Raw genomic sequence first — 22024 nt, forward strand, 5'->3', positions numbered from 1 at the left:
GCCGTAGGGTGGATGACGCTTTTTTCATCCACCACGCGATTTTGGCTCCGGTGGATGGGTGAAGCGTCATCCACCCCGCGGGGATTGTGGGAGCGGGCCATGCCCGCGATTCGGGCGCATGGCAACGCTCCCACAGGTAAGGAGGAGATTCGCGAGGCATGGGCTGACGTCTGCATTGCGGGCATGCGCATTTTTTCAACGAACACAGATCGTCATTGTGCGGTTTACGAGAGCAGCCATGGAAAGCGTCATCAAGCGGAACCCCGCCAGCCCCTGGAGCCCGTTGCGCAGCAGCGTGTTTCGCTGGTTGTGGCTGGCCAGTATCGCCTCGAACATCGGCACCTGGATGCACGAGGTGGGGGCCGGCTGGCTGATGACCTCGTTGTCTGCCAGCCCACTCGCGGTGGCGATGGTGCAGGTGGCGGCGGCCTTGCCGATGTTCTTTCTGGCGCTGCCCGCTGGCGCCCTGGCGGACATCGTCGACAAGCGTCGCTACCTGCTCACCGTGCAGCTGTGGATGGCCAGCGTGGCGGTGCTGCTCGCCAGCCTGACGCTGCTCGGCTGGATGAACGTGCCGCTGTTGCTCCTGCTGACCCTGGCCATGGGCATCGGCACCGCGCTGATGATGCCGGCCTGGTCGGCACTCACCCCGGAGCTGGTCGGCAAGGATGAACTGCCAGCCGCGGTGGCGCTCTCCAGCCTGGGCATGAACGTGGCGCGGGCCATCGGGCCGGCCATCGCCGGGATTCTGGTCAGCCTCAGCGGGCCCTGGCTGACCTTCGCCCTCAACGCCGTGTCGTTCTTCGCGGTGATCGCCGCCCTGTACGCCTGGAAACGCACGCCTACGGTGAGCATCCTGCCGGCCGAGCGGCTGTTCGGCGCAGTGCGCCTCGGCGTGCGTTATGCGCGCAGTGCCAAGCCGCTGCAGGCCGTGCTGGTACGCACCCTGGCGTTCTTCATCGGCGCCAGTGCCGGTATGTCGTTGCTGCCTCTGCTGGTGCGCCGCGAACTGCAGGGCACGGCGGCGGATTTCGGCATCCTGCTCGGCTGCGTGGGCGCTGGTGCCATCGCCGGGGCGATGTTCCTGCCCAAGCTGCGTGAGCGGCTGCGTAGCGACCTGATCGTCGCCGGTGCCAGCGTCGCCTATGCCGCCGTGCTGTTCGCCCTGGCCTTCATCCGCGATTTCGCGCTGTTGATTCCGGTGATGCTGGTCAGCGGCGCCGCCTGGATCGCCGTGCTGTCGAGCCTGCAGGTGGCCGCACAGACCTCGGTGCCCAGCTGGGTACGGGCCCGGGCCCTGGCGGTGTACATCCTGGTGTTCTTCGGCTGCAGTGCCCTGGGCGGCATCGTCTGGGGTTCGCTGGCCAGCGAGTTTTCGCTGACCGTTGCCCTGGCTGGCGGCGGCACGATGCTGCTGCTCGGTGTGCTGCTGTCCTGGGGGTTCGCGTTGCCGGTCACCGCTGCCGAAGACCTGGCGCCCTCCGTGCACTGGCCCGCGCCGGTACTCAGTGCCGACATGGACCGCGAGCGCGGCCCGGTGATGGTCACCCTGGAGTACGACATCCCCGCCGAGAACGCCGCCGCGTTCAGCGAAGCCATGCTCGCCGTGCGTGCCATGCGCCGGCGCAACGGCGCGCTGTCCTGGGGCCTGCTGCAGGACAGCGAGAACCCGCAGCTCTGGCAGGAATTCTTCTTCGATGCGTCCTGGCTCGAGCACCTGCGCCACCACGGCCGCGTCACCGTCGCCGAGCAACGCATCGAAGCCAACGCCCGGCAGTACCAGCGCGACGGCGTCGCCGTGCGCATTCGCCACCTGCTCGGCGTGCCGGCACCGCATACCCCGCAAGCCCCTTCAGCAAACACCCCTAACGCAACAGGAGTATCACCATGACCGTTCCCTACAAGCGCCTCAACAAAGATGACGCCGTCGTTCTGCTGGTCGACCACCAGGCTGGCCTGATCTCCCTGGTTCAGGATTTCAGCCCCAGCGACTTCAAGAACAACGTCCTGGCCCTGGCCAACTGCGCGAAGTTCTTCAACCTGCCGACCATCCTCACCACCAGCTTCGAGCAAGGCCCCAACGGACCGCTGGTTCCCGAACTCAAGGAGCTGTTCCCGGATGCGCCGTACATCGCCCGCCCTGGCCAGATCAACGCCTGGGACAACGAAGACTTCGTCAAGGCGGTCAAGGCCACCGGCAAGAAGCAGATCATCATCGCTGGCGTGGTGACCGACGTCTGCGTGGCGTTCCCGACCCTCTCGGCCATCGCCGAAGGCTTCGACGTGTTCGTGGTCACCGATGCCTCCGGCACCTTCGACAAGACCGTGCAGCAAGCCGCCTGGAACCGCATGAGTGCTTCCGGTGCACAACTGCTGAACTGGTTCTCCGTGGCCTGTGAGTTGCATCGCGACTGGCGCAACGATATCGAAGGGCTGGGCGCGCTGCTGTCCAACCACATCCCCAACTACCGCAACCTGATGACCAGCTATTTCACGCTGACCGCCAGCAAGTGATGACACCCGGCCGCGGTGATCCTTCGCCGCGGTCGGCCTCTGGAGCACCTTCTTGAACCGCAACGATCTTCGCAAGGTCGACCTGCACCTGCTGGTCGTATTCGAAAGCCTGATGCACGAGCGCAACCTCACGCGCACGGCGGAGAAGCTCTACCTCGGCCAGCCGGCGATCAGCGCGTCGCTGACCCGTCTGCGCGACTATTTCAATGACCTGCTGCTGGTGCGCAACGGCCGCGAGATGGAGCCCACGCCCCGCGCGCTGGAAATCTTCCGCCGCCTGCCAACGGCGCTGGATGGCATTTCCCAGGCGATCAGCGAAGTGACGGACTTCGACCCGAGCAGCAGCACCGCGGTGTTTCGCATCGGCATGTCCGACGACGTCGAGTGCGGCCTGCTCCCGCAGTTGCTCGCCCACCTGCGCCAACAGGCGCCCGACTGCGTGCTGGTGGTACGCAACGCCAACTTCCTGCTGTTGCCGGGGCTGCTCGCCACGGGCGAGGTGTCCATCGGCATCAGCTACACCACGCAGCTACCGGCCAACGCCAAGTGCCGCAGCCTGCGTAACATCCGTGCCATGGTCATCCGTGCTGCCGATGGCACGCCGCCGCTGAGCCTGGACGACTACTGCACGCGGCCTCACGCCCTGGTGTCCATGTCCGGCGACCTGTGCGGCAACATCGATCAGGATCTGGCGCGCCTCGAGCGCTCGCGCAAGATCGCCCTGGCCGTGCCGCACTTCAATGGCCTGGGTGCGCTGCTGCGCAATTCCGACATGATCGCCACCATCCCGGATTACGCCGCCGAAGCCCTGGTGCAAGGCGGTGGGCTGGTGATGGAAGCGCCACCGTTCGATATCGTCCCCGCGCAACTGACCATGGTCTGGCGCGCCGCCCAGGACCAGGACCCCGCCGAGCGCTGGCTGCGCGAGCAGATCCTGCGCTTCATGGGCGCCTGATCCCGCTGGTGCCTTTCTGGCCGCCTGCCAGCAACACTTTAGTGTTGTACCGAGGCGGTCCTTGCGGGTCTGCCATTCAGGCTGTCGGGCCCCGATAATCGGCGTACGATTCCCCACCCGGCAGTTGTCCGACATCCATGTCAGGCCGTGTCCCTCCGTGTTTCGAGACCCTGCATGCCCATAAGAACCGTGGCGATCCTGCTCTTTCCCGACGTGCTGATGCTCGACGTGGCCGGCCCTATCGAGGTGTTTTCGGTCGCCAACCGCTATCTGCCCGAGAGCGATCACTACCGCATCCTCACCCTGGGGGCGTCGTCGCTGGCCGTGCGCGCCTCCAACGGCATCGTCATGCAGGCCGACCAGTTGGCCGAGGACGCGCCGGTCGCCTACGACACCCTGCTGGTGCCCGGTGGCCCCGGCGCCTACGACTCCAGCCACCCGCATCTGCATGCCTGGCTGCGGGACGCCGCCGCAGCGTCGCGTCGGCATGGCGCGGTGTGCACCGGTGCGTTCATCCTCGGTGAGGCGGGTTTGCTCGACGGCCATCGTGTGACCACCCATTGGCATTATCTGGATCGCCTGGCCAAGCGCTATCCCAAGGCGCGGCTGGAAAGCGATCAGCTGTTCACCAAGGACGGCAAGCTGCTCAGCTCCGGCGGCGTGACGGCTGGCATCGACCTGGCGCTGTCGATCCTTGCCGACGACCACGGCAAGAAGCTGGCGCTGGATGTCGCCAAGGTGCTACTGGTGGTGATCAAACGCCAGGGTGGGCAGGCCCAGTTCAGCCCGCTGCTGCCACCGACCGGGCAGGGTGCCACGCCCCTCGAGCGCATCCAGCAGCACGTGCTGGAGAACATTCACGAGCCGTTCAGCGTCGAGCAACTGGCCGAATTGGCGGCCATGAGCGTGCGCAACTTCGCCCGGGTATTCACCCGTGAGCTGCAGATGACGCCCATGGAGTTCGTGCTCGCCGCCCGCATCGACCACGCCCGCAGCCTGCTCGAAGGCACCGACCTGCCGATGAAGACCGTGGCTTTCCGCAGCGGCTTCGGCAGCGCCCGGCACATGCGCCAGATGTTCGACAAACGCCTGGGGCTGACCCCGGTGCAGTACCGCCACCAGTTCGGCTGACCTCGACCCGTTTGGTTGACGAAAGCCCCGTGCCAGAGCGGCCAGGCCGTTGTCCGTGATGGGCACCGGTATGGCCGAATCGATACCCCCATAGCGATGTCGCACCGTCGGCGATCGGCGGAGAATGATTCTCTTATCACTGCAAGGAGCGGCGCATCGCCGACCAGCCGAGGCCCATTGGGGTGCGTGTCCGGCCTGGCGCGACGCTGAAAGGATCATGCACGATCTCGACACCCGTGGCGAAGACACCGTCCTGCGTTTCGGCCGTTTCGAACTGCACCCGCAGCGCCGCCTGCTGCTCGACGGCGACCGCCCGCTGCAGATAGGCGCCCGGGCTCTGGACATCCTGCTGGTGCTGGTGGAAAGCGCCGGCAAGATCGTCAGCAAGGAGACCATCATCTCCCAGGTCTGGCCGAAGACCTTCGTCGAAGAGATCAACCTGCGCGTGCACATCTCGGCCCTGCGCCGGGCCCTGGGTGTTTGCCCGCAATCGCGGGACTACATCACCAACGTGCGCCAGCGCGGCTACAGCTTCGTCGCCTACGTCGAGCAGGTCAGCCAGCGTTCCGGCGAGCTCGACCTGCAGCCCTGCGCAGTGCCCAGCCTGCCCGGCAAGCCGGTGCGCATCGAAGGCCGCGACAAACTGATCGAGGAACTGACCCGGCGCCTGCAGACCCGCCGGCACATCTCGCTGATCGGCCCCGGTGGCGTCGGCAAGACCACCGTCGCCCTGCGCGTCGCCCAGCAACAGCTCGGCCAGTTCCGCGACGGCGTGCGCTTCGTCGACCTGGCGATGGTCAGCGACCCGGCGCAACTGGCCGTTGCGCTCGCCTCCGAGCTGGGCTTCGCGGTGCCGGCCGATCAGCACGCCCAGGCCTTTCTGCTCTCCACCCTGGCGCACCGTCACATGCTGGTGCTGCTGGACAACTGCGAGCACCTGATCGACGCCTGCGCCGCGCTCTGCGAAGCCCTGCTGCACGCCGCGCCAGCTCTGCGCATTCTTGCCACCAGCCGGGAGGCCCTGCGTACCCGCGAGGAATACGTGCAACCGCTGGCGCCGCTGGACACCCCGCCGCTGGGCAGCCACCTGCGCCTGGCCGCTGCCTTGCGTTACCCCGCGGTAAAGCTGTTCGCCCGCCGTGCGCGGGCGCGGCAGTCGGGCTTCAGCCTGCGCGAGACCGATGTGCCGCGGGTCGTCGAACTCTGTCGGCGCCTCGACGGCCTGCCCCTGGCCATCGAACTGGCTGCCGCGCAACTCGACGTGCAGAGCCTGGAAGGCATCCTCGCCCAGCTGGAAAACCACAGTTACCTGAGCCTGCTTGGGCGGCGCACCACGCCGGCCCGGCAGTCCAGCCTGATGGCCTCGCTGGACTGGAGTTACGCGCTGCTCGACGAGCGCAAGCGCAGTTGCCTGCACGGGCTGTCGGTGTGCGACGAATACTTCACCGTGGCCGATGTGCGCAGCGCACTGGCAGGCTTGCCGATCAGCGACAGCGAGCGCTGCGCTTCATTGGCGCGGCTGGTCTCGCTGTCGTTGATCGGCCTGCGCCGCGACGGCGATCGGGTTTACTACCACATGCTCAACAGCACCCGCGCCTACGCCGCCGAGAAGCGCCGCCAGGCCGCCATCGTTGCGGCGCAGGTGCTGCCGACACCGGCTTAGCAGGCAACCTGCCGGAGCAGCGCGGCCACCGGCTGCGCGGCCATCTGCTGGCGCTTCCAGGCCAGCGGGCTCAGGCCCGTGCTCTTGGCGAACACTCGGCAGAAATGCGCCTGATCGAAGAAGCCGCAATCCATGGCGATAGCCGTCAGCGGCAGCGACGACTGCAGCAGCATTTCCCTGGCCTTCGCTACCCGTTGCTGGCGCAACCACACGTGGGGCGACAGGCAGGTGCTCTCCTTGAACTTGCGGGTGAAATGGCTGCGTGACAGGGCGCAGGCCTCGGCCACTTCGGCGACCGAAATACCGGCATCCATGTGCTCGAGCATCAGCCGCTTGGCGATGGCCTCCTGCCAGGTCGCGAGCCGACCGATCGCAGGCGTGGCGTCGCTGGCGACGAGGGTAGGGCGGGACTGCGCTGCTCGATTCATTGGGATGTCCGTATTCGCTGGCAGCGCCGCAGGAGCGCGGTGCTGCGCGGCATTGCAGAGAACGCCGCGGGCGATACGGATTGTTGGAGAGCAGGGCGGTAGGGGCGAGTTGCGTAATGTTAATTAAGGTTAAGGGCGGCGCTTAACGTTGCAACACATCAGCCTGGCGGCCAGGCGTCGATGATCCCGCGTTGCATCGCGATGGCCACCGCGTGGGTGCGGTTACGCGCCTTGAGCTTGTCCATGATGCTGCGCATATGGCCCTTCACCGTGTCTTCGGAGATGCCCAGCTGGCTGGCGATATCGCCGTTGCCCAGGCCCTGGGCGACGCTGCCCAGCACCTGGGTTTCCCGGGCGGTGAGGGTGTCCTGGGCGATGGCATCGAGCAGCTCGCTGGCGATCGGTTCGGGGAAGTAGCGCTTGCCCGCCGCCAGGGTACGGATGGCCGTGACCAGCTCCTTGCGCAGCATGCTTTTCAGCAGGTAACCCCGGGCACCGGCCTGCACCGCCTGCAAGGCACGGGCGTCGCCGCTGTAGGTGGTGAGCACGGCGATGCAGGCGTCCGCGAACTGTCGACGAATCGCCTGGATGGCCTCGGTGCCGTTGAGGCCGGGCATCTGCAGATCCATCAGGGTCACGTCCGGGCGCAGCGCGGCGAACCGCTCCACGGCCTGCAGGCCATCGGCGGCCTCGCCGACCAGCAGGATGTCGTCGTGAGCGTCGAGCACCGCTGCGATGCCGTCACGCAGCAGGGGGTGATCGTCGACCACCAGCAGGCGGATGGGGGCGTCGTTCATGCATCGTCTTCCGTTCGGGGGCGCGCCGTCAGCCAGCGCCGCCAGGCACTTCGGGTTGGCCCGGCATAGGCCAGGCTGGCGCTCAGTTGCAGGTGCACGCGGGTGCCGGCAGTCGGCAGCGGTTGCACCACGAGGCGGGCGCCGATACCGCTGGCGCGCTCGTGCATGCCACGCACGCCCCAGTGCCCGGGCCGACCTTCAGCGGCGGTGTAGGCGGCCGGGATGCCCTGGCCGTCATCGTCGACACGCAACTGGAAGCGCCGCCCACCATACACCAGGCGAACCGCGATGCGCCGTGCCGCGCCATGGCGTATCGCGTTGCCGATGGCCTCGGCGGCGATGCGATAGGCCTCGTCATGCACCGGCGCCTGCAGGGCGCGCCGCTGGCCCTTGACCTGTACGGTAAAGGCCAGGCCCGGCTCGTCCAGCGTTGCGCCCAGGCGCTCCAGCGCGGCGGGCAGGTCGATGCCCGGGCCCGGCTGACGCAGGTCCTGTACGCGCTCGCGGCCTTCGTGCATCACCTCGTCGGCGCGGTCCAGGGCGTGCTCCAGGCGCGGCCGTGCGGGGTGGTCGGCCGTCAGCGTGTCGGTCGCCGCCTGGAAGCGCAGCATCAGCCCCTGCAAACCTTGCAGCAGGGTGTCGTGCAGCTCCCGGGCGATCCGCTCGCGTTCGCTCTGCCGGGCCTGCAGGCGCAGTTGCAGGCGCCGCCGATCACGCTGCACCACCAGGCGATGCAGCCACCACAGGCCGAGCAGCAGCGCGCTGCCCAGCGGCAGGTAAAACAGCGGCCGCAGGTAGAACACCGGCTCGACGCTGAACGCCAGCACGGTCGGCGCGGCCGGTTCGCCACCTCCCTGGTCGAATGCCTGCACCTCGAAACGGAAATCCCCGGCCGGCAGCCCGGTATAGATGGCCTGACGCTGGCGCCCGGCTTCGATCCAGGCGCGGTCGTAACCCTGCAGGCGATAGCGGAACGACAGGCTGTGCGGCGCCCGCAGATTCAGCGCCGTGTAGTCGATGAGGATGCGCTGGCTGTCGGCGGGCAGTCGCAGCCCTGCCTGCAGTGGCATGGGTGCACCGTCCACTTGCAGCCCTTCGATCACCACCGGTGGCAGCGGCGGGGCGGGCAACTGGCTGGCCGGGTCGATCCAGCCCACCCCCGCGCTGGTGGAGAACCACAGCCGCCCATCCGGCCCGGCCACCGCCGTGGGCAAGGGCAGCACCCGGTAGGGGTCGTTGGCCAGGCTGCCGTCCAGGCCGATGGAGCGGTAGCGCAGGCGATGCTGCGGCTCGGCCAGGGCACGCTGCCACTCGGCCGCAGGCACCTGCACGATGCCAGCCTTGCCATGCACCCACAGGTCCCCCGCCGTGCCGGGGAGAATCGCGTAGATGTTGTCGAACTGGCCGTTGTCCGGCAGGTGCAGGGTCTGGAAGCGCTGGCCGTCGAAGCGTGCCAGGCCATGCTGGCCGCCGACCCAGGAGCTGCCGCCCTGATGCAGCTGAGCGGTAACGTGGCCGATGTTCAGGCCATCCGCCGCGCCCCATCGGCGCACCTGATCGCCCAGGCGGGTGACCAGCAGGTTGTCCCGGTAGCCGAACCACAGGCGGCCTTGCTCATCGCTCCCCGCGCTGACCGGCATCATCTGGCTCGGCGCCTCGCTGACGCCGGGCACCGCCTGCCACTGCCCACCGCGCAGCACGAACAGCCCGAGCCGGTTGATCGACACCCACAAGGCGCCCTCAGCACCCACCGCCATGGCGCGGATCGAGGCATCTTCCGGTGCCTGCTCGGGCAGTTCGGCCTGTCGCTCGACGCCCTCTGGCGTGCCGCGCCACACCCCATGAGGACCGCCGACCCAGACAGCGCCATCGGCAGCGGCGATCAGGCTGGTGACCGGCTCGGGGATCGGCCAGCGCTGCAGGTCGCCGCCGTGCAGGCGCATCACTCCCTGGTTATTGCTGGCTGCCCAGAGCGCGCCGTCACTCGCCATCGCCAGTGCGGCGTTCAGGGTACCGGCGGGCAGCGGTGCGGCCTTCAGCTCGCCGAGGCGAAAGCGGTCGAGGCCGCCGCTGCTACCGGCCCACACCGTGCCGTCGCGATCCTCCAGCAAGGGCCACAGGTAATCGGCACTCAGCCCCTGGGCGCTGGTGAGCTGCTCCGCATCGGCCTCCTTCAGCATCGCGTTTGCGGCCGGGTAGCGGCGCAGCCCGTTGCCGGGCGTGCTGGTCCAGAGCCCGCCGCTGTGATCGAACAACAAACCGTTGATGGGCGAGTCCAGTTCCTGGCTCTGCAGGTGCGGCGCCGGGCCCTGCACGACGCGGTGCAGGCGATTGACGTAGCGCTCGGCGACCCACAGCGTGCCGTCCGCCGCCTGGGCGATCTGGCTGGCCCAATCGAGCTCGCCCGCCACCTCGCTGAAACGCGGCGCACCGGGAGGGCGCTGATACAGCCCCTTGCTGCTCGCCGCCCACACACCGCCCTCCCGGTCGACGAACACGGCCCGGGCACTGTTCGCCGTAAAGCCTTCGGCTGCACCGACCCGCTGCCAGCGCTGCCCGTCGAAACGTGCCAGGCCGTCATGGGCCGCCGCCCAGAGCGTGCCGCTGGGCTCACGGGCGAAACCGTAGAGCGCTCCGCTCGGCAGCCCGGCCCCGGGCGCGAAGTAGCGGGCGGCCGGCCCCTCGATCAGCCGCGCGCCACCGGCCCGCAGCCCGACCCACAGGCCATCGTCCACCGCCAGCAGGCTGGCGACGGTGCCCAGGGGCTGCTCGTCGCCGGGGCGGTAGGGCACGAAGGTGAAACCATCGAAGCGCAGCAGCCCGTCATCGCTGCCCAGCCACAGGTAGCCATCGGCCGTCTGCGCCAGCGCGCTCACCTGGTTGGGGCCGTCGTCGTCCGCCGTGGTCCAGCGGTGATGCTCTCGCACCGCCAGCGGTTCGGCCTGCACGCCCGGCAGGCACACACCCAGTAACACCGCCAGCAGCCAGGTGCGACCATGCCGTGCCACGTCAGGCACACCATAGGCTAGAGTCAGGGGAGGGCGGTTCACGGCAGGCCGTCAGGTAAACGCGAAAACGCCGATTGTGCGCCCAGCGTTACAGCGATGCCATAGCCGTAGGGTGACCGGCCGCACAGCACGCGGAATGTAAGTGGGACTAAAATTACCCGCCTCAAGGAACCTGCACGAATCTGTTTACAGCTGTACACTGAACTCCGAGCCGCCATCGTGGCTCTCAATGATCGACGGGAATGATCATCACCAGCCAGGAGGGCTGATCATGGGATTGGAAGACCACGAGTGGTGGCGCGAAGAGCGCCGACAGCAGGGACACAACGCATCATGGGACAACTTCAGGGCCAAACCTGAAAACGATCCCTCCACGCCTGACGCCAGCGTCCTCAGAATCCAGCGCCCCGCCAAACTGCGCGCGACCCCCTCTTACCTGCACCTGCACGCCCAACAACTCCTCGACGCCCGCGAAGGCTCCAGCACCAGCCGCCTGCTGCTGATCCTCGGCGTGGTCGCCTGTGGGTCGATGGTGGCGGTGGGGTATTTCGTTTTTTAACGGAGGTTGGGGGCTGGGCGGATGGTTACATAAGAAGGCTTATCGGTTGATGAGCCTTTTTTGTTTTTGGGAGAGGGGCCGTGCTAGGCATTATGAATCTTCTGAGGTTACCTCCGTTCCCCCACATAGCACCATAAAACGGGGGTTCCAGGCGTGTCGAATCCCCATTGCTGCAGTGTTTTCCAGAAAAAAGGCTTCTCGTAGTCACTGATTCAGCGTACGCTATGAGTGCTTTTAAAGGTGCTTTTCATGATGCTTCAGGAGGTGTTCCCATGACCTTTCCAGTGTTGGCTGATGTAGCCGCTTCCGTTACTGATCTTAAGCGTGACCCGATGGGTACCATTCGTGAAGGTCATGGTGAAACTGTGGTCATCCTCAATCGTAACGAACCGGCGTTCTACGCCGTACCACCCGCTCGCTATCAAGCCATGCTCGAAATGCTTGATGATCTGCGACTGGCTGAAGTGGTTCGTGCTCGCCAGGGCGGCGAAACCGTCTCTGTAGATATCGACGACCTGATTGCTGAAGCCGAGGCGGGCATTCGTGCCTAGCTTCAAGCTTGAGTTTCACGTCAAGGCTCGTAAGGAATGGGACAAGCTCGACGCCACCATTCGTCTCCAGTTTGCCAAAAAGCTCAAAGAGCGTCTGACCTCGCCCCGCATCGAGGCTGACAAGCTCAGTGGCATGACTGACTGCTACAAGATCAAGCTCCGCTCTGCCGGTTACCGTCTTGTATATCAGGTCGTCGATAACAAGCTGGTGATAACGGTTGTGGCTGTTGGTAAGCGTGATCGCTCTGAGGCCTATACAGCTGCTCAGAAAAGGGTAGAGCAGCCGTAATCATCTGCTATTACCCTGATTACCACTTATACCCGCATGAAATGTCACTCTTCGCCTGGCTCCCTCCATGTTGCTGCTCTCTCCTTCACAAAATGAGCATCCGGTAGTCACTGCCTATTTGGCTAGCGATTTCTCTTTGCCTTTTCTGTGGTGGCGAAATAACATCATTTTTTCTTCCAAATGGTGGGTTCAGAATTGGGGTTTACAGACCTTTTTCTCGCTGTGCTTTCCGGTGTTCTCTCTGCGGCTGTTGTCGGACTTATTGCCGTCTTTGTTAAGCAGATTCTTATACCGTGGTATCGTTCTATCACATATGACGGAGTTGTAATTGCCGGTGAATGGCACTGTATCGATCCCGGTATGTCTCAGGAAATAATTTTTAATCTCCGTCAGCGTGCTGGTAATATATATGGGGAAGCCACATTCATATGGGATCACGAGCGTGATGATTCTGTCAGGATGTATGAAGTGGTTAGGAAATTTAATATAACTGGAATTGTTCGTGATCGATTCGTTCAGTTAACACTGCTAAACGGTAATCCAGAGAGGTTTGGCGTCAACTCTTATCTCCTTGAGTTGTGCGGTGATGGTCGTATCATGAAGGGCACCTTTTCATTTTATGGTCTAATCGCACACACCGTCCAAAGCTCTCATCAAAGTCTCTATCGTGATCGCCAATTGGCAGAGATGACAGATGGAGTTGAAAAGAATGAAAGAAAAGAAAGAAGAAAGCGGCAGTTAGAGTACGAGCTTAGAACTATTGAGGAAGCTGAAAGTGGACAGCTTTCTATGGATGACGACTTGCGGTTTTAATGTGCTGACCTACATGTTGATTTTGCTTGCCTGCATGTGGGTCATTCAAAAGCTTCTTTGTTAACTCGTCTATTCGCTTCCGCGTTATCAATGGTTTTCCTTCCGTCCCAGTATGAATTATTAGACCATTCAATTTGAAAGCATTTTAATGCCCTGCTCCTATAGTTTGAACACTCCATTTGAATCCACTTCATTTTTGATGGTCTACATGCAGGGTGAGCTATGTATATTTCATTGAACTTGTTCATGGAGATTGACCAGTCTATAGGAGCTGCAAAAAGCAAATTTGGTAATGTTAAAATCCATACTGAGAAAAGCTTTTTCATCTTCCGTCGTTGGGGCCTTGTCGAGCGTACCAGCGCCCAGCTACTTTCTTAGTGATCGCTATCCCGCGTTTTGACCGGTCAAGTTTCGGTTAGCCTCGTCAAAATCGGGGCTCGTCTGCCCGGACTCAGGCATCACCTCACCACTAATCAACCACAATCTGTATTGAGGAAATACTGCCTGCAGTACCTCTAGCTCCTCAGTGCTCATCCGAATGTCCTTGTATCTCACGCTTTGCCAGCGCGAGTGGCTGATCTCGCCGTTACGTACAAGTCGATCTAGACCGGCCTTATCTATTAAAAGTCTAGCCCTGCTCTGTATTGATTCCATAAAGGTATAAAAATATTCTCTGAAACTATTTCACTGAGAGAGGGTTTTGCCTATTATTCACTTCAACATTTCACTGAAACTATTTCAGTGAAATGTTGGTCGTTGATCGGATTATAGGGCAAAAGCATGGAGCAGTCTGGAATAGTGGGGTTCGACACACAGGGAAACCCGGAACGCGTCAACGACCTGCGTGATGCGCCGTTTTGCTCAAAGCACATGTTCGCCAAGCTGCTGGGCATCGACATCATCACCGAGGATGTTGTCCGCGGGTGGATCGAATCCGGCACAGTCCCGACCGCCGAGATTGGCCGTCACCGCGTCACCAAGCTGCACCGTACCCGCCGAGGAACAGACTGCGGCAAGAGCATGGTCTATGCAGTGGATTGCCGTGATGACTGAGCCAATTTCTAACGAGGTAGATGCGAACGGTCAGGTTGCTCTACTCAGTTCCGCCGCCAATGACCTACGCAGCATCGAGCGTTTTGCGGCTACCTGCGGAGTCACTACCGATCAGGTGGGCGAGATGATCGAGAACGGCAGCCTGCCGAGCGTAACCCGCACTGATGTGCTGATGGTCGATCTGAGCAAGCTGCGTGCAACTGGTCTCGATGGGGAGGAGGGCGACACCGGCGAAGCTCGCAACACCATGGGCGAACAGTTAGCCCAGGATGCTCAGGCTGCCCTGGCCTATCTCGGGCAGACCGTTCTGGCCGAGCTGGTGTGGGACGATCAGCTCGAGCCTTTGTGGCAGTGCGTTCAGGTGGTGGGTGTCGTGCTGCCGGTGGAGGGTGTTTGGGCGCACGGCTATTTCATGGTCATGAGCGTGGCGGGCGCCAGCCCGTTTCCCGATGAGGTGTTCTTCTCGGATATCCGCACCCTTCGGGTAGTGCGCCTCGACGGTCGAGCCGAGGAGAGGTTGCAGGTGCTCGGTTCGTCGGAGCATGGCGCTGACCAGACGTTGTGATAACGCTACAAGGTGGCTGGTCGGCAGGCGCCCGGTTCAGCGCGGCACGCTGCAGTGCCATGCTGCATGGGTAGATGGCTCCACGGCCAAAGCAGGATGCGCTAATCTTGCCGTTCGCAGGCTGCGACAGCCGTTACGCAATGGAGTGCAGGCTTGAAAAAACTGATCGTCATCATCGCCCTGGGCTTTGCCTTCTGGCACTTCTACCTGAAGCCGCCAAGCAGCCCGGTAATCACCAATGTCGCCGCCGACGGCTCGGTCTTGAGCAGCCCGGTGATCGAACAGCCCGCCCCGGCGTTTTCTCTCGAACGCTTCATCCCGACCTTCGCCTGGACCGGCACGGAAGCTCAGATCAAGCCAAAGCCCCAATCGCAGCCCGCCTCGAGCTATCGCTGCGATGGCCGTAAACACTGCTCGCAGATGCGTTCTTGTGGCGAGGCCAAATTCTTTCTACGTAACTGCCCCGGCGTAGAGATGGACGGCAATAACGATGGCGTACCCTGCGAGCGACAGTGGTGCGGTTAGTCACGAAACGCAGGCATTGAATGGCAACTATCACGATTCGAAATCTGGATGATGACCTCAAGGCCATGCTGCGCGTCGTTGCTGCCAACCACGGGCGTTCCATGGAAGAAGAGGCGGGACAGATCATTCGCCAGGCGCTGACCAAACAAGATAAGAAAGGTGGCTTAGGGAGTCGCATCCACGCTCGTTTTTCTGCGGTGGGTGGTGTTGACCTCGATGTGCCTGAGCGAAACACCAAAGCCAAGGCTGCGAGCTTCGACGACAACGTGCTTTCCAAACGGATGAAGCCAGTATTCGCATCTGGCACCTGATCGCTTCGACACCGCCTTGATCCTTTCACCGATTGCATTACTGAGCCAGAATGAGGGGCAACCTGATAGCGGCGTGCATCCGGTATAATGGCCGCTGGCGAAACCGAAGAGGCAATCCCATGACAGGTGTATCTCTGCAAGCCAAGAAGGCTTATTGCGCCAAGGCACGCCGGTCGAACTACGCGGCCAGCCTGCGCCTCGAGGGGTTCAACACGACCCAGGCCGATGCCGAGCGTAAGCTCCCGACCCGTGAGGCTGCTTTGAACGCTGCGCGGTCTAGTCAGGCCTGATGCTCGACAAGTACGGCGCTGGGCAAGATCCTTACTGCTACCCAGGCACCGATGTTCTACGTAATCGTCTTGGCCTGACTGACGATAGCGCTCTCCATGAGGCTGAGCGCAACCTCTCTGAAATCGCTGCTAGCCAGCTGGACTTCGACCTCCCTCCCTACGATCTCGCCTACCTGCAGCGTATACACCGGCATCTGTTCGATGATGTCTACGACTGGGCGGGTGAGTTGCGCACGGTCGATATCTCGAAGGGCGGAACGCATTTCTGCAACGTGACCCGCATCGAGGCGGAATCCAGCAAGCTGTTCAAGCGAGTAGCCTCAGCAGGCTGGTTCGAAGCGATGGCTCGGCCAGATCTGGTGGTGGCCGCAGCAGAGTTGTACGGAGATCTGAACATCATCCACCCGTTTCGGGAGGGAAATGGCCGGGCTCAGCGGATTCTGTTCGAGCACCTGATCATCAACGCGGGCTATCAGGTCGACTGGTGGGGTGTAGATGAGGCTGAGTGGATTCAGGCAAACATCGATTCGGTGGTTTGCGACTATCGCGCAATGACCGCCATTTTCGAGCGCTGCATCGGTGATCCCATCGCCTGATGTGGGCGGGACAAGAAAGGGACAGTTTGGGGACACCCCAGAAACAAAAAAGGGCTTACCTTTCGGTAAACCCTTGTTTTGTTTGGTGGCTACGCAGGGACTTGAACCCCGGACCCCAGCATTATGAATGCTATGCTCTAACCAGCTGAGCTACGTAGCCGAGTGGCGCGCATTTTCCGCATCTGCCCCTGGTGTGTCAAGCCTTTGGGCAGAATAAATTTACGCACTTTCAAACGCTTAGCCGAACGGCTGCGCTTTGCTGGTGGGCGCTCGGTGGTGAGGGGGGCTCAGCCGACCTCGACGCGGTTGCGGCCGTTCTTCTTGGCGCGGTAGAGGGCGGCATCGCTACGGCACAGTACGGTGTCGGGGGTGGTGTCCTGGCGCTCGAGCAGGGCGATGCCGACGCTCAGGGTCAGGTGGATCTGTTTTCCTTCGATGTTCAGGGGCTCGTCCTTGAGGCTGTGTTGCACCCGGCAGGCGAAGTCGCGGGCCTGAATCAGCCCCGCGCCGCTGAGCACCACGGCGAATTCTTCGCCGCCGACACGGCCGGCCAGGTCGCTCTTGCGCAGCTGTTCGCGAAGGATGCGGCTGAAGTGACGCAGCGCCTGGTCTCCAATGGCGTGGCCCCATTTGTCGTTGACCAGCTTGAAGTGGTCGAGGTCGCACATCAGCAGGGTGGAGGTGAAGACGTCGCTGCGCTGGATACGCGCCAGCTCGGTTTCCAGGTGGGCCATGAACACCCGGCGGTTGGGTAGCTGGGTGAGGGCGTCGAGGGAGGCGAATTCCTGCAGCTCGCTTTCGATGCGCTTGCGTTCGGTGATGTCAGTGACCACGCCATGCCAGACGATGCTGCCGTCGGCTTCACGTTGTGGCCGCGCTTCGCCCAGGCGCCAGCGCAGGCCCTGGCGCGGCAGTATCACGCGGTATTCGATGTGCCAGGTGCTCAGCTCGCGTTCGGCGCGCAGGCGGGCCATCTGGTAGGTCTCCATGTCGTCCGGGTGGACCAGGGTATGGAGGATCTCCGGGTCTCTGTCGATCTGTTCGCGGGTGGCTTCGAACATGTCGTAGACGCCGGCGCTGAGGTAGGTGAAGTAGCCACTGCTGTTGGGCAGGCTGCGGAACTGGAAGACCATGCCGGGCACCTGGTCGGTCAGCCGGGTGATCAGTTCGACGCTGCGTTGCAGGCGTTCGGAGAGCTCGCGCAGGGCGGTGATGTCGGTGGTGGTGCCGAGCATGCGCAGGGCGTTGCCCCGTTCGTCACGGGCAACCACCTTGCCGCGGCTGCACACCCATTTGTAGCTGCCGTCGCGGCAGCGCAGACGGTGCTCCACTTCGTAGCTCTCGGTGTGGCCAGCGAAGTGCGCGAGCACGGCTTGCTGCACGTAGGTGAGGTCGTCGGGATGGACGCGGCCGTAGCTGTCCTCGATACGGTTGCTGACCTCGTGGTCGGCGTAGCCGAGCAGGGCTTTCCAGGCGCTGGAGTAGTGGATCTCGCCGGTCACCACGTCGCGGTCCCAGATGCCCGTGCCGCTGCCCTGAATGGCCAGGGCCATGCGGCTTTCCTGGGCGAGCAGGGCTTCGCTGGCCTGGCGGGCGGCGGCTTCGCGGCGGATCTGTTCGAGCAGGTTGGCGGCGCTCTCGGCGATATCGTCCAGGGCCAGCAACTGCTCGTCGCTGAGCCGCTGCGGTTCGCCATCGGCCAGGTAGAACACGCCCAGGTAGCCGCCATCGACGCTGCGCAGCGGGTAACCGACGAAGAAACCGGGCGACGGCGCGGCCTGGGGCGCGGTGTCGAGGCGGGTGTCGGGCAGCAGCAGGGGCGAGTGGCCGAGGCCGGTGCGGGCGATCAGTTCCTGCAGGTAGGCGTCCAATGCTGCGGGCAGGCGTTGCTCGGGCTCTGTAGAACCGCTGAGGTGGGTGCCGGTTGCGATCCTTGCGAGGTTGACGCCACACAGGCGTTTTGCGAGCCGGAACAAAGCGTCGAAACGGGCTTCCGCGGGGGCGGCGTTCGACGACTCCAGAAGCTCATCGTCAGGTTTCAAGGGACTGCGCCTGCTGGTGAGGGCTGGGCCAGTATACTGCGGCGCTGGAGCAAAGCGATGGCGAGTGGTGGCTAAATGCCGCCATTTTACTGCCGTTCGTCTGCCGGGCAGTTGGTAGCGTGCCTGCCAGCACCGCCGGGACTGGCTGTGCGGGCTTTTCCAGGCATGCAGAAACGACGAAGCCGCGTAAAAACGCGGCTTCGTCTGGTCAGGGGTGCGGCTTAGACGTTGAAGCGGAAGTGCATCACGTCGCCGTCCTTGACGATGTATTCCTTGCCTTCCAGGCGCCATTTGCCCGCTTCCTTGGCACCGGCTTCGCCCTTGAACTGGATGAAGTCGTCATAGGCGATGACCTCGGCGCGGATGAAGCCTTTTTCGAAGTCGGTGTGGATCGCGGCAGCGGACTGCGGTGCGGTGGCGCCGACCTTGACGGTCCAGGCACGTACTTCCTTCACGCCTGCGGTGAAGTAGGTCTGCAGGTTGAGCATCGAGTAACCGGCGCGGATCACGCGGTTCAGGCCAGGCTCGGTCATGCCCATGGTCTCGAGGAACATCTGCATTTCTTCCAGATCGTCCAGTTCGGCGATCTCGGCCTCGATCTTGTTGCACACCGGTACCACGATGGCGCCTTCGGCGTCGGCGATGGCTTGCACCACGTCGAGCAGCGGGTTGTTCTCGAAGCCGTCTTCGGCGACGTTGGCGATGTACATCACCGGCTTGGTGGTCAGCAGGTGGAAGGTCTTGGCCAGGCGCTTCTCGTCGTCACCCAGGGTCTTGAGCAGGCTGCGCGCCGGCTTGGCTTCGGTGAAGTGGGGGATGAGCTTTTCCAGCAGCGCTTTCTGCGCCACGGCTTCCTTGTCGCCGCCCTTGGCGGTACGGGTGACGCGCTGCAGTTGCTTCTCGCAGCTGTCGAGGTCGGCCATGATCAGTTCGAGGTCGATGATCTCGATGTCACGCTTGGGGTCGACGCTGTTGGCGACGTGGATGACGTTCTCGTCTTCGAAGCAGCGCACCACGTGGGCGATGGCGTCGGTCTCGCGGATGTTGGCGAGGAACTTGTTGCCCAGGCCTTCACCCTTGGACGCGCCCGCCACGAGGCCGGCGATGTCGACGAATTCCATGGTGGTGGGGATCACGCGCTCGGGCTTGACGATCTCCGCCAGGGCGTCGAGGCGCGGGTCGGGCATCGGCACGATGCCGCTGTTCGGCTCGATGGTGCAGAACGGGAAGTTCTCGGCCGCGATACCGGATTTGGTGAGGGCATTGAACAGGGTGGACTTGCCGACGTTGGGTAGGCCGACGATGCCGCAATTGAATCCCATGGTGTGTCCCTCGCGCCAAAGGCGGTAGATGAAGTTAGAGAGTGGCTTTCTGGCTGTGCAGCTTGCGCATCGCTACCGTCCAGTCACCGGCGAGTATTTCCGGGAGGACGTCGAGGGCGAAGCCGATGCTGGTATCCAGCAGTTCCTGCTCGCCACGCGGTGCGCGGCCCAGCACGAAATTGGAAACCATGCTGGCGTGCCCGGGGTGGCCGATGCCAAGCCGCAGGCGGTGGAAATTATTCTGGTTGCCGAGCTGCGCGATGATGTCGCGCAGCCCGTTATGCCCGCCGTGCCCGCCACCCTGTTTGAGTTTGGCGACGCCGGGGGGCATGTCGAGTTCGTCGTGGGCCACCAGGATTTCTTCGGGCTTGAGCTTGAAGAAATTCGCCAACGCCGCCACGGACTGGCCGCTGCGGTTCATGAAGGTGGTGGGGATGAGCAGACGAACTTCGCGACCCTGATGGACGAATTTGCCCACCAGGCCGAAATACTTGCGATCGACGCTGAGGTTCACGCGCTGGCTGTCGGCCAGGCGCTCAACGAAAAGGGCCCCTGCATTATGCCGGGTCTGGTCGTATTCGGGACCCGGGTTACCCAGGCCAACGATCAGTTGTACGGCAGTCATACAGGAGCCCTTTCCTAAAGCAGTTCCACACCGAGGTGTGGAGCTCGCCAATTACTCGGCGGTGCTTTCGCCTTCGCCTTCAGCTGCGTCTTCTACACGAACGCGCGGCAGGTGGATGCTGGCAACCGGCAGATCGCTGCCGTGGGCCAGAGCGACCAGCTCAACGCCTTTCGGCAGTTTGATGTCGGACAGGTGAACGGTCTGGTCCAGTTCGACTTTGGCGATGTCGACTTCGAGGAATTCCGGCAGGTCTTTCGGCAGGCAGGAAACTTCGACTTCGTTCAAGGAGTGCAGGACTTCGCCGCCGCCTTGCTTGACGCCAACCGAGGTGGCTTCGTTGATGAAGTGCAGCGGTACGTGTGCGGTCAGTTTCTGGCCAGCGATCACGCGGATGAAGTCAGCGTGCAGAACGAAGCCTTTGGACGGGTGACGTTGCAGGGCTTTGATCAGTACGTTTTCTTTCTTGCCATCAACGGTCAGGTTCAGCACATGGCTGAACGCCGCTTCGTTTTCCAGCAGCTTGGCGAAATCCTTGGCAACCAGGCTGATGGACAGAGGGGCTTTCTCGCCACCGTAAACTACGGCAGGAACCAGGGCGGCGTTACGACGCAGGCGGCGGCTCGCACCTTTCCCCAGGTCGGAACGCGCTTCGGCATTCAGAGTAAATTCAGCAGTCATTTCACTTCTCCAGAATAACCAAACCGCCCGTTACGCTTGCGACCAGCGACGGGGCGGTTCGGTGATGTGCCTGGCCAAATGGCCAGGCGTCTTTTTACCAGCGGTATTCCGGGTTAGCGGAACATCGCGCTGATAGATTCTTCATTGCTGATGCGGCGTACCGCTTCAGCGACAACCGGCGCGATGTCCAGTTGGCGAATGCGCGAACAGGATTGCGCGGCAGCGGACAACGGGATGGTGTTGGTCACCACCAGTTCGTCCAGTACCGAGTTCTCGATGTTCTCGATGGCGCGGCCCGACAGTACCGGGTGAGTCGCATAAGCGAACACCTTGGCGGCGCCGTGTTCCTTCAGAGCCTTGGCCGCGTGGCACAGGGTGCCGGCGGTGTCGACCATGTCGTCGACCAGGATGCAGGTACGACCTTCCACGTCACCGATGATGTGCATCACTTCGGAGTGGTTGGCTTTCTCACGACGCTTGTCGATGATCGCCAGGTCCACGCCCAGGGACTTGGCAACGGCACGCGCACGTACCACGCCGCCGATATCCGGGGAGACGATCATCAGGTTGTCGAAACGCTGATCTTCGATGTCGTCCACCAGTACTGGCGAACCGTAGATGTTATCTACCGGAATATCGAAGAAGCCTTGAATCTGATCCGCGTGCAGGTCGACGGTGAGAACACGGTCGATGCCCACTACGGTCAGCATGTCGGCCACGACTTTGGCGCTGATTGCCACACGGGCGGAACGCGGACGGCGATCCTGGCGGGCATAGCCGAAGTAGGGGATGACAGCGGTGATTCGAGTGGCTGAGGAGCGGCGGAAGGCATCTGCCATCACGACCAGTTCCATCAGGTTGTCATTGGTTGGCGCGCACGTCGGCTGAATCAGGAAGACGTCTTTACCGCGGACGTTTTCGTTGATTTCGATCATGATTTCGCCGTCGGAAAACTTTCCGACAGAGGCATCGCCGAGGGGGATGTGCAGCTGACGAACGATACGTCGCGCCAGATCGGGGTTAGCATTCCCCGTAAAGACCATCATCTTGGACACGCGCAGTACCTGCCGGCTGAGGGTAACCTGGATGAGTATAAAAATGGCAGGGGCGGCTGGATTCGAACCAACGCATGCCAGGATCAAAACCTGGTGCCTTACCGCTTGGCGACGCCCCTGTATCGTGTGTGACGCAATGCTGCTCAATTCGGTAGTACGAGCCACCCTTGGGTGGTTATGGCAGGGGCGGCTGGATTCGAACCAACGCATGCCAGGATCAAAACCTGGTGCCTTACCGCTTGGCGACGCCCCTG

General features: G+C 62.9%; 23 protein-coding genes and 3 tRNA genes. 15 read left to right on the plus strand and 11 right to left on the minus strand.

The window, feature by feature from the left end; all coding sequences use genetic code 11:
• The first annotated feature begins 238 nt into the window (after positions 1-238).
• The 5 genes from ACT9T4_RS25425 (at position 239) to ACT9T4_RS25445 (ending at position 6263) form a co-directional block, all read left to right on the plus strand.
• A complete protein-coding gene (locus ACT9T4_RS25425) occupies positions 239-1891 on the plus strand; it encodes an MFS transporter (protein ID WP_499119614.1) in 1653 nt (550 codons plus the stop codon).
• A complete protein-coding gene (ycaC, locus tag ACT9T4_RS25430) occupies positions 1888-2514 on the plus strand; it encodes an isochorismate family cysteine hydrolase YcaC (RefSeq protein WP_042556201.1) in 627 nt (208 codons plus the stop codon). Before ACT9T4_RS25425 ends, ycaC begins: the two co-directional genes overlap by 4 nt.
• A gap of 52 nt (positions 2515-2566) precedes the next feature.
• The gene (locus ACT9T4_RS25435; protein WP_499119616.1) at positions 2567-3469 is read left to right on the plus strand and encodes a LysR family transcriptional regulator; all 903 of its coding nucleotides are present in this window, start codon (positions 2567-2569) and stop codon (positions 3467-3469) included.
• A gap of 180 nt (positions 3470-3649) precedes the next feature.
• Positions 3650-4600, plus strand: a complete 951-nt coding sequence (locus ACT9T4_RS25440) for a GlxA family transcriptional regulator (RefSeq protein WP_042556280.1) — start codon at positions 3650-3652, stop codon at positions 4598-4600.
• A 217-nt stretch (positions 4601-4817) separates the two neighbouring features.
• Positions 4818-6263: an ATP-binding protein gene (locus tag ACT9T4_RS25445; protein ID WP_499119618.1), complete on the plus strand. Its 1446-nt coding sequence runs from the start codon at positions 4818-4820 to the stop codon at positions 6261-6263.
• Here ACT9T4_RS25445 and ACT9T4_RS25450 read toward each other — a convergent pair.
• From ACT9T4_RS25450 to ACT9T4_RS25460, 3 genes are all read right to left on the minus strand, one after another.
• Positions 6260-6691 (minus strand): helix-turn-helix domain-containing protein, encoded by a 432-nt coding sequence (locus ACT9T4_RS25450; RefSeq protein WP_499119620.1) that lies wholly within the window; start codon positions 6689-6691, stop codon positions 6260-6262. The two genes, ACT9T4_RS25445 and ACT9T4_RS25450, sit on opposite strands and share 4 nt — an antisense overlap.
• A 158-nt stretch (positions 6692-6849) precedes the next feature.
• Positions 6850-7488 (minus strand): response regulator, encoded by a 639-nt coding sequence (locus tag ACT9T4_RS25455; RefSeq protein WP_042556205.1) that lies wholly within the window; start codon positions 7486-7488, stop codon positions 6850-6852.
• Positions 7485-10538: a sensor histidine kinase gene (locus ACT9T4_RS25460; protein ID WP_499119623.1), complete on the minus strand. Its 3054-nt coding sequence runs from the start codon at positions 10536-10538 to the stop codon at positions 7485-7487. Before ACT9T4_RS25460 ends, ACT9T4_RS25455 begins: the two co-directional genes overlap by 4 nt.
• A 229-nt stretch (positions 10539-10767) precedes the next feature.
• On the opposite strand from ACT9T4_RS25460, the gene ACT9T4_RS25465 reads away from it, so the two are divergent.
• The 10 genes from ACT9T4_RS25465 (at position 10768) to ACT9T4_RS25510 (ending at position 16048) form a co-directional block, all read left to right on the plus strand.
• Entirely contained in the window at positions 10768-11055 is a 288-nt protein-coding gene (locus ACT9T4_RS25465; protein WP_042556206.1) for a hypothetical protein, read from the plus strand.
• A gap of 272 nt (positions 11056-11327) precedes the next feature.
• Positions 11328-11606 (plus strand): type II toxin-antitoxin system Phd/YefM family antitoxin, encoded by a 279-nt coding sequence (locus ACT9T4_RS25470; RefSeq protein ID WP_499119627.1) that lies wholly within the window; start codon positions 11328-11330, stop codon positions 11604-11606.
• Positions 11599-11895: a type II toxin-antitoxin system RelE family toxin gene (locus ACT9T4_RS25475; RefSeq protein WP_499119629.1), complete on the plus strand. Its 297-nt coding sequence runs from the start codon at positions 11599-11601 to the stop codon at positions 11893-11895. Before ACT9T4_RS25470 ends, ACT9T4_RS25475 begins: the two co-directional genes overlap by 8 nt.
• A 195-nt stretch (positions 11896-12090) precedes the next feature.
• Positions 12091-12708: a hypothetical protein gene (locus ACT9T4_RS25480; RefSeq protein ID WP_499119630.1), complete on the plus strand. Its 618-nt coding sequence runs from the start codon at positions 12091-12093 to the stop codon at positions 12706-12708.
• Positions 12709-13488: 780 nt separating this feature from the next.
• A complete protein-coding gene (locus ACT9T4_RS25485; protein WP_499119632.1) occupies positions 13489-13761 on the plus strand; it encodes a DNA-binding protein in 273 nt (90 codons plus the stop codon).
• Positions 13736-14326, plus strand: a complete 591-nt coding sequence (locus tag ACT9T4_RS25490; RefSeq protein ID WP_499119635.1) for a hypothetical protein — start codon at positions 13736-13738, stop codon at positions 14324-14326. Before ACT9T4_RS25485 ends, ACT9T4_RS25490 begins: the two co-directional genes overlap by 26 nt.
• Positions 14327-14479: 153 nt before the next feature.
• Positions 14480-14851 (plus strand): excalibur calcium-binding domain-containing protein, encoded by a 372-nt coding sequence (locus ACT9T4_RS25495; RefSeq protein ID WP_499119637.1) that lies wholly within the window; start codon positions 14480-14482, stop codon positions 14849-14851.
• Between the two features lie 20 nt (positions 14852-14871).
• Complete coding sequence (locus ACT9T4_RS25500; protein ID WP_499119640.1) at positions 14872-15162, plus strand: FitA-like ribbon-helix-helix domain-containing protein; 291 nt, start codon at positions 14872-14874, stop codon at positions 15160-15162.
• A gap of 119 nt (positions 15163-15281) precedes the next feature.
• On the plus strand, positions 15282-15452 hold the full coding sequence (locus ACT9T4_RS25505; RefSeq protein ID WP_156152798.1) for a YhfG family protein: 171 nt from the start codon (positions 15282-15284) through the stop codon (positions 15450-15452).
• Positions 15452-16048 carry a putative adenosine monophosphate-protein transferase Fic gene (locus ACT9T4_RS25510; RefSeq protein ID WP_499119643.1) on the plus strand — a complete coding sequence of 199 codons (597 nt, stop codon included), beginning with the start codon at positions 15452-15454 and terminating at the stop codon, positions 16046-16048. The genes ACT9T4_RS25505 and ACT9T4_RS25510 overlap by 1 nt, the downstream gene beginning before the upstream one ends.
• 83 nt (positions 16049-16131) lie before the next feature.
• Here the strand turns inward: ACT9T4_RS25510 and ACT9T4_RS25515 are convergent.
• From ACT9T4_RS25515 to ACT9T4_RS25550, 8 genes are all read right to left on the minus strand, one after another.
• Positions 16132-16208: transfer RNA gene (locus ACT9T4_RS25515), tRNA-Met, on the minus strand.
• A gap of 127 nt (positions 16209-16335) precedes the next feature.
• The gene (locus ACT9T4_RS25520) at positions 16336-18090 is read right to left on the minus strand and encodes a sensor domain-containing diguanylate cyclase (protein ID WP_499119646.1); all 1755 of its coding nucleotides are present in this window, start codon (positions 18088-18090) and stop codon (positions 16336-16338) included.
• Positions 18091-18311: 221 nt separating this feature from the next.
• Positions 18312-19412, minus strand: a complete 1101-nt coding sequence (gene ychF / locus ACT9T4_RS25525) for a redox-regulated ATPase YchF (RefSeq protein WP_042556214.1) — start codon at positions 19410-19412, stop codon at positions 18312-18314.
• Positions 19413-19446: 34 nt separating this feature from the next.
• A complete protein-coding gene (gene pth / locus ACT9T4_RS25530) occupies positions 19447-20037 on the minus strand; it encodes an aminoacyl-tRNA hydrolase (RefSeq protein WP_042556215.1) in 591 nt (196 codons plus the stop codon).
• A gap of 51 nt (positions 20038-20088) precedes the next feature.
• On the minus strand, positions 20089-20715 hold the full coding sequence (locus tag ACT9T4_RS25535) for a 50S ribosomal protein L25/general stress protein Ctc (RefSeq protein WP_042556216.1): 627 nt from the start codon (positions 20713-20715) through the stop codon (positions 20089-20091).
• 113 nt (positions 20716-20828) lie between these two features.
• Positions 20829-21770: a ribose-phosphate pyrophosphokinase gene (locus ACT9T4_RS25540; protein ID WP_042556284.1), complete on the minus strand. Its 942-nt coding sequence runs from the start codon at positions 21768-21770 to the stop codon at positions 20829-20831.
• Between the two features lie 44 nt (positions 21771-21814).
• Positions 21815-21889, minus strand: a tRNA-Gln gene (locus ACT9T4_RS25545).
• 59 nt (positions 21890-21948) lie between these two features.
• Positions 21949-22023: transfer RNA gene (locus ACT9T4_RS25550), tRNA-Gln, on the minus strand.
• Between the last annotated feature and the right edge of the window lies 1 nt (position 22024).

The sequence above is a fragment of the Pseudomonas sp. SZ40 genome (genome assembly GCF_052958135.1).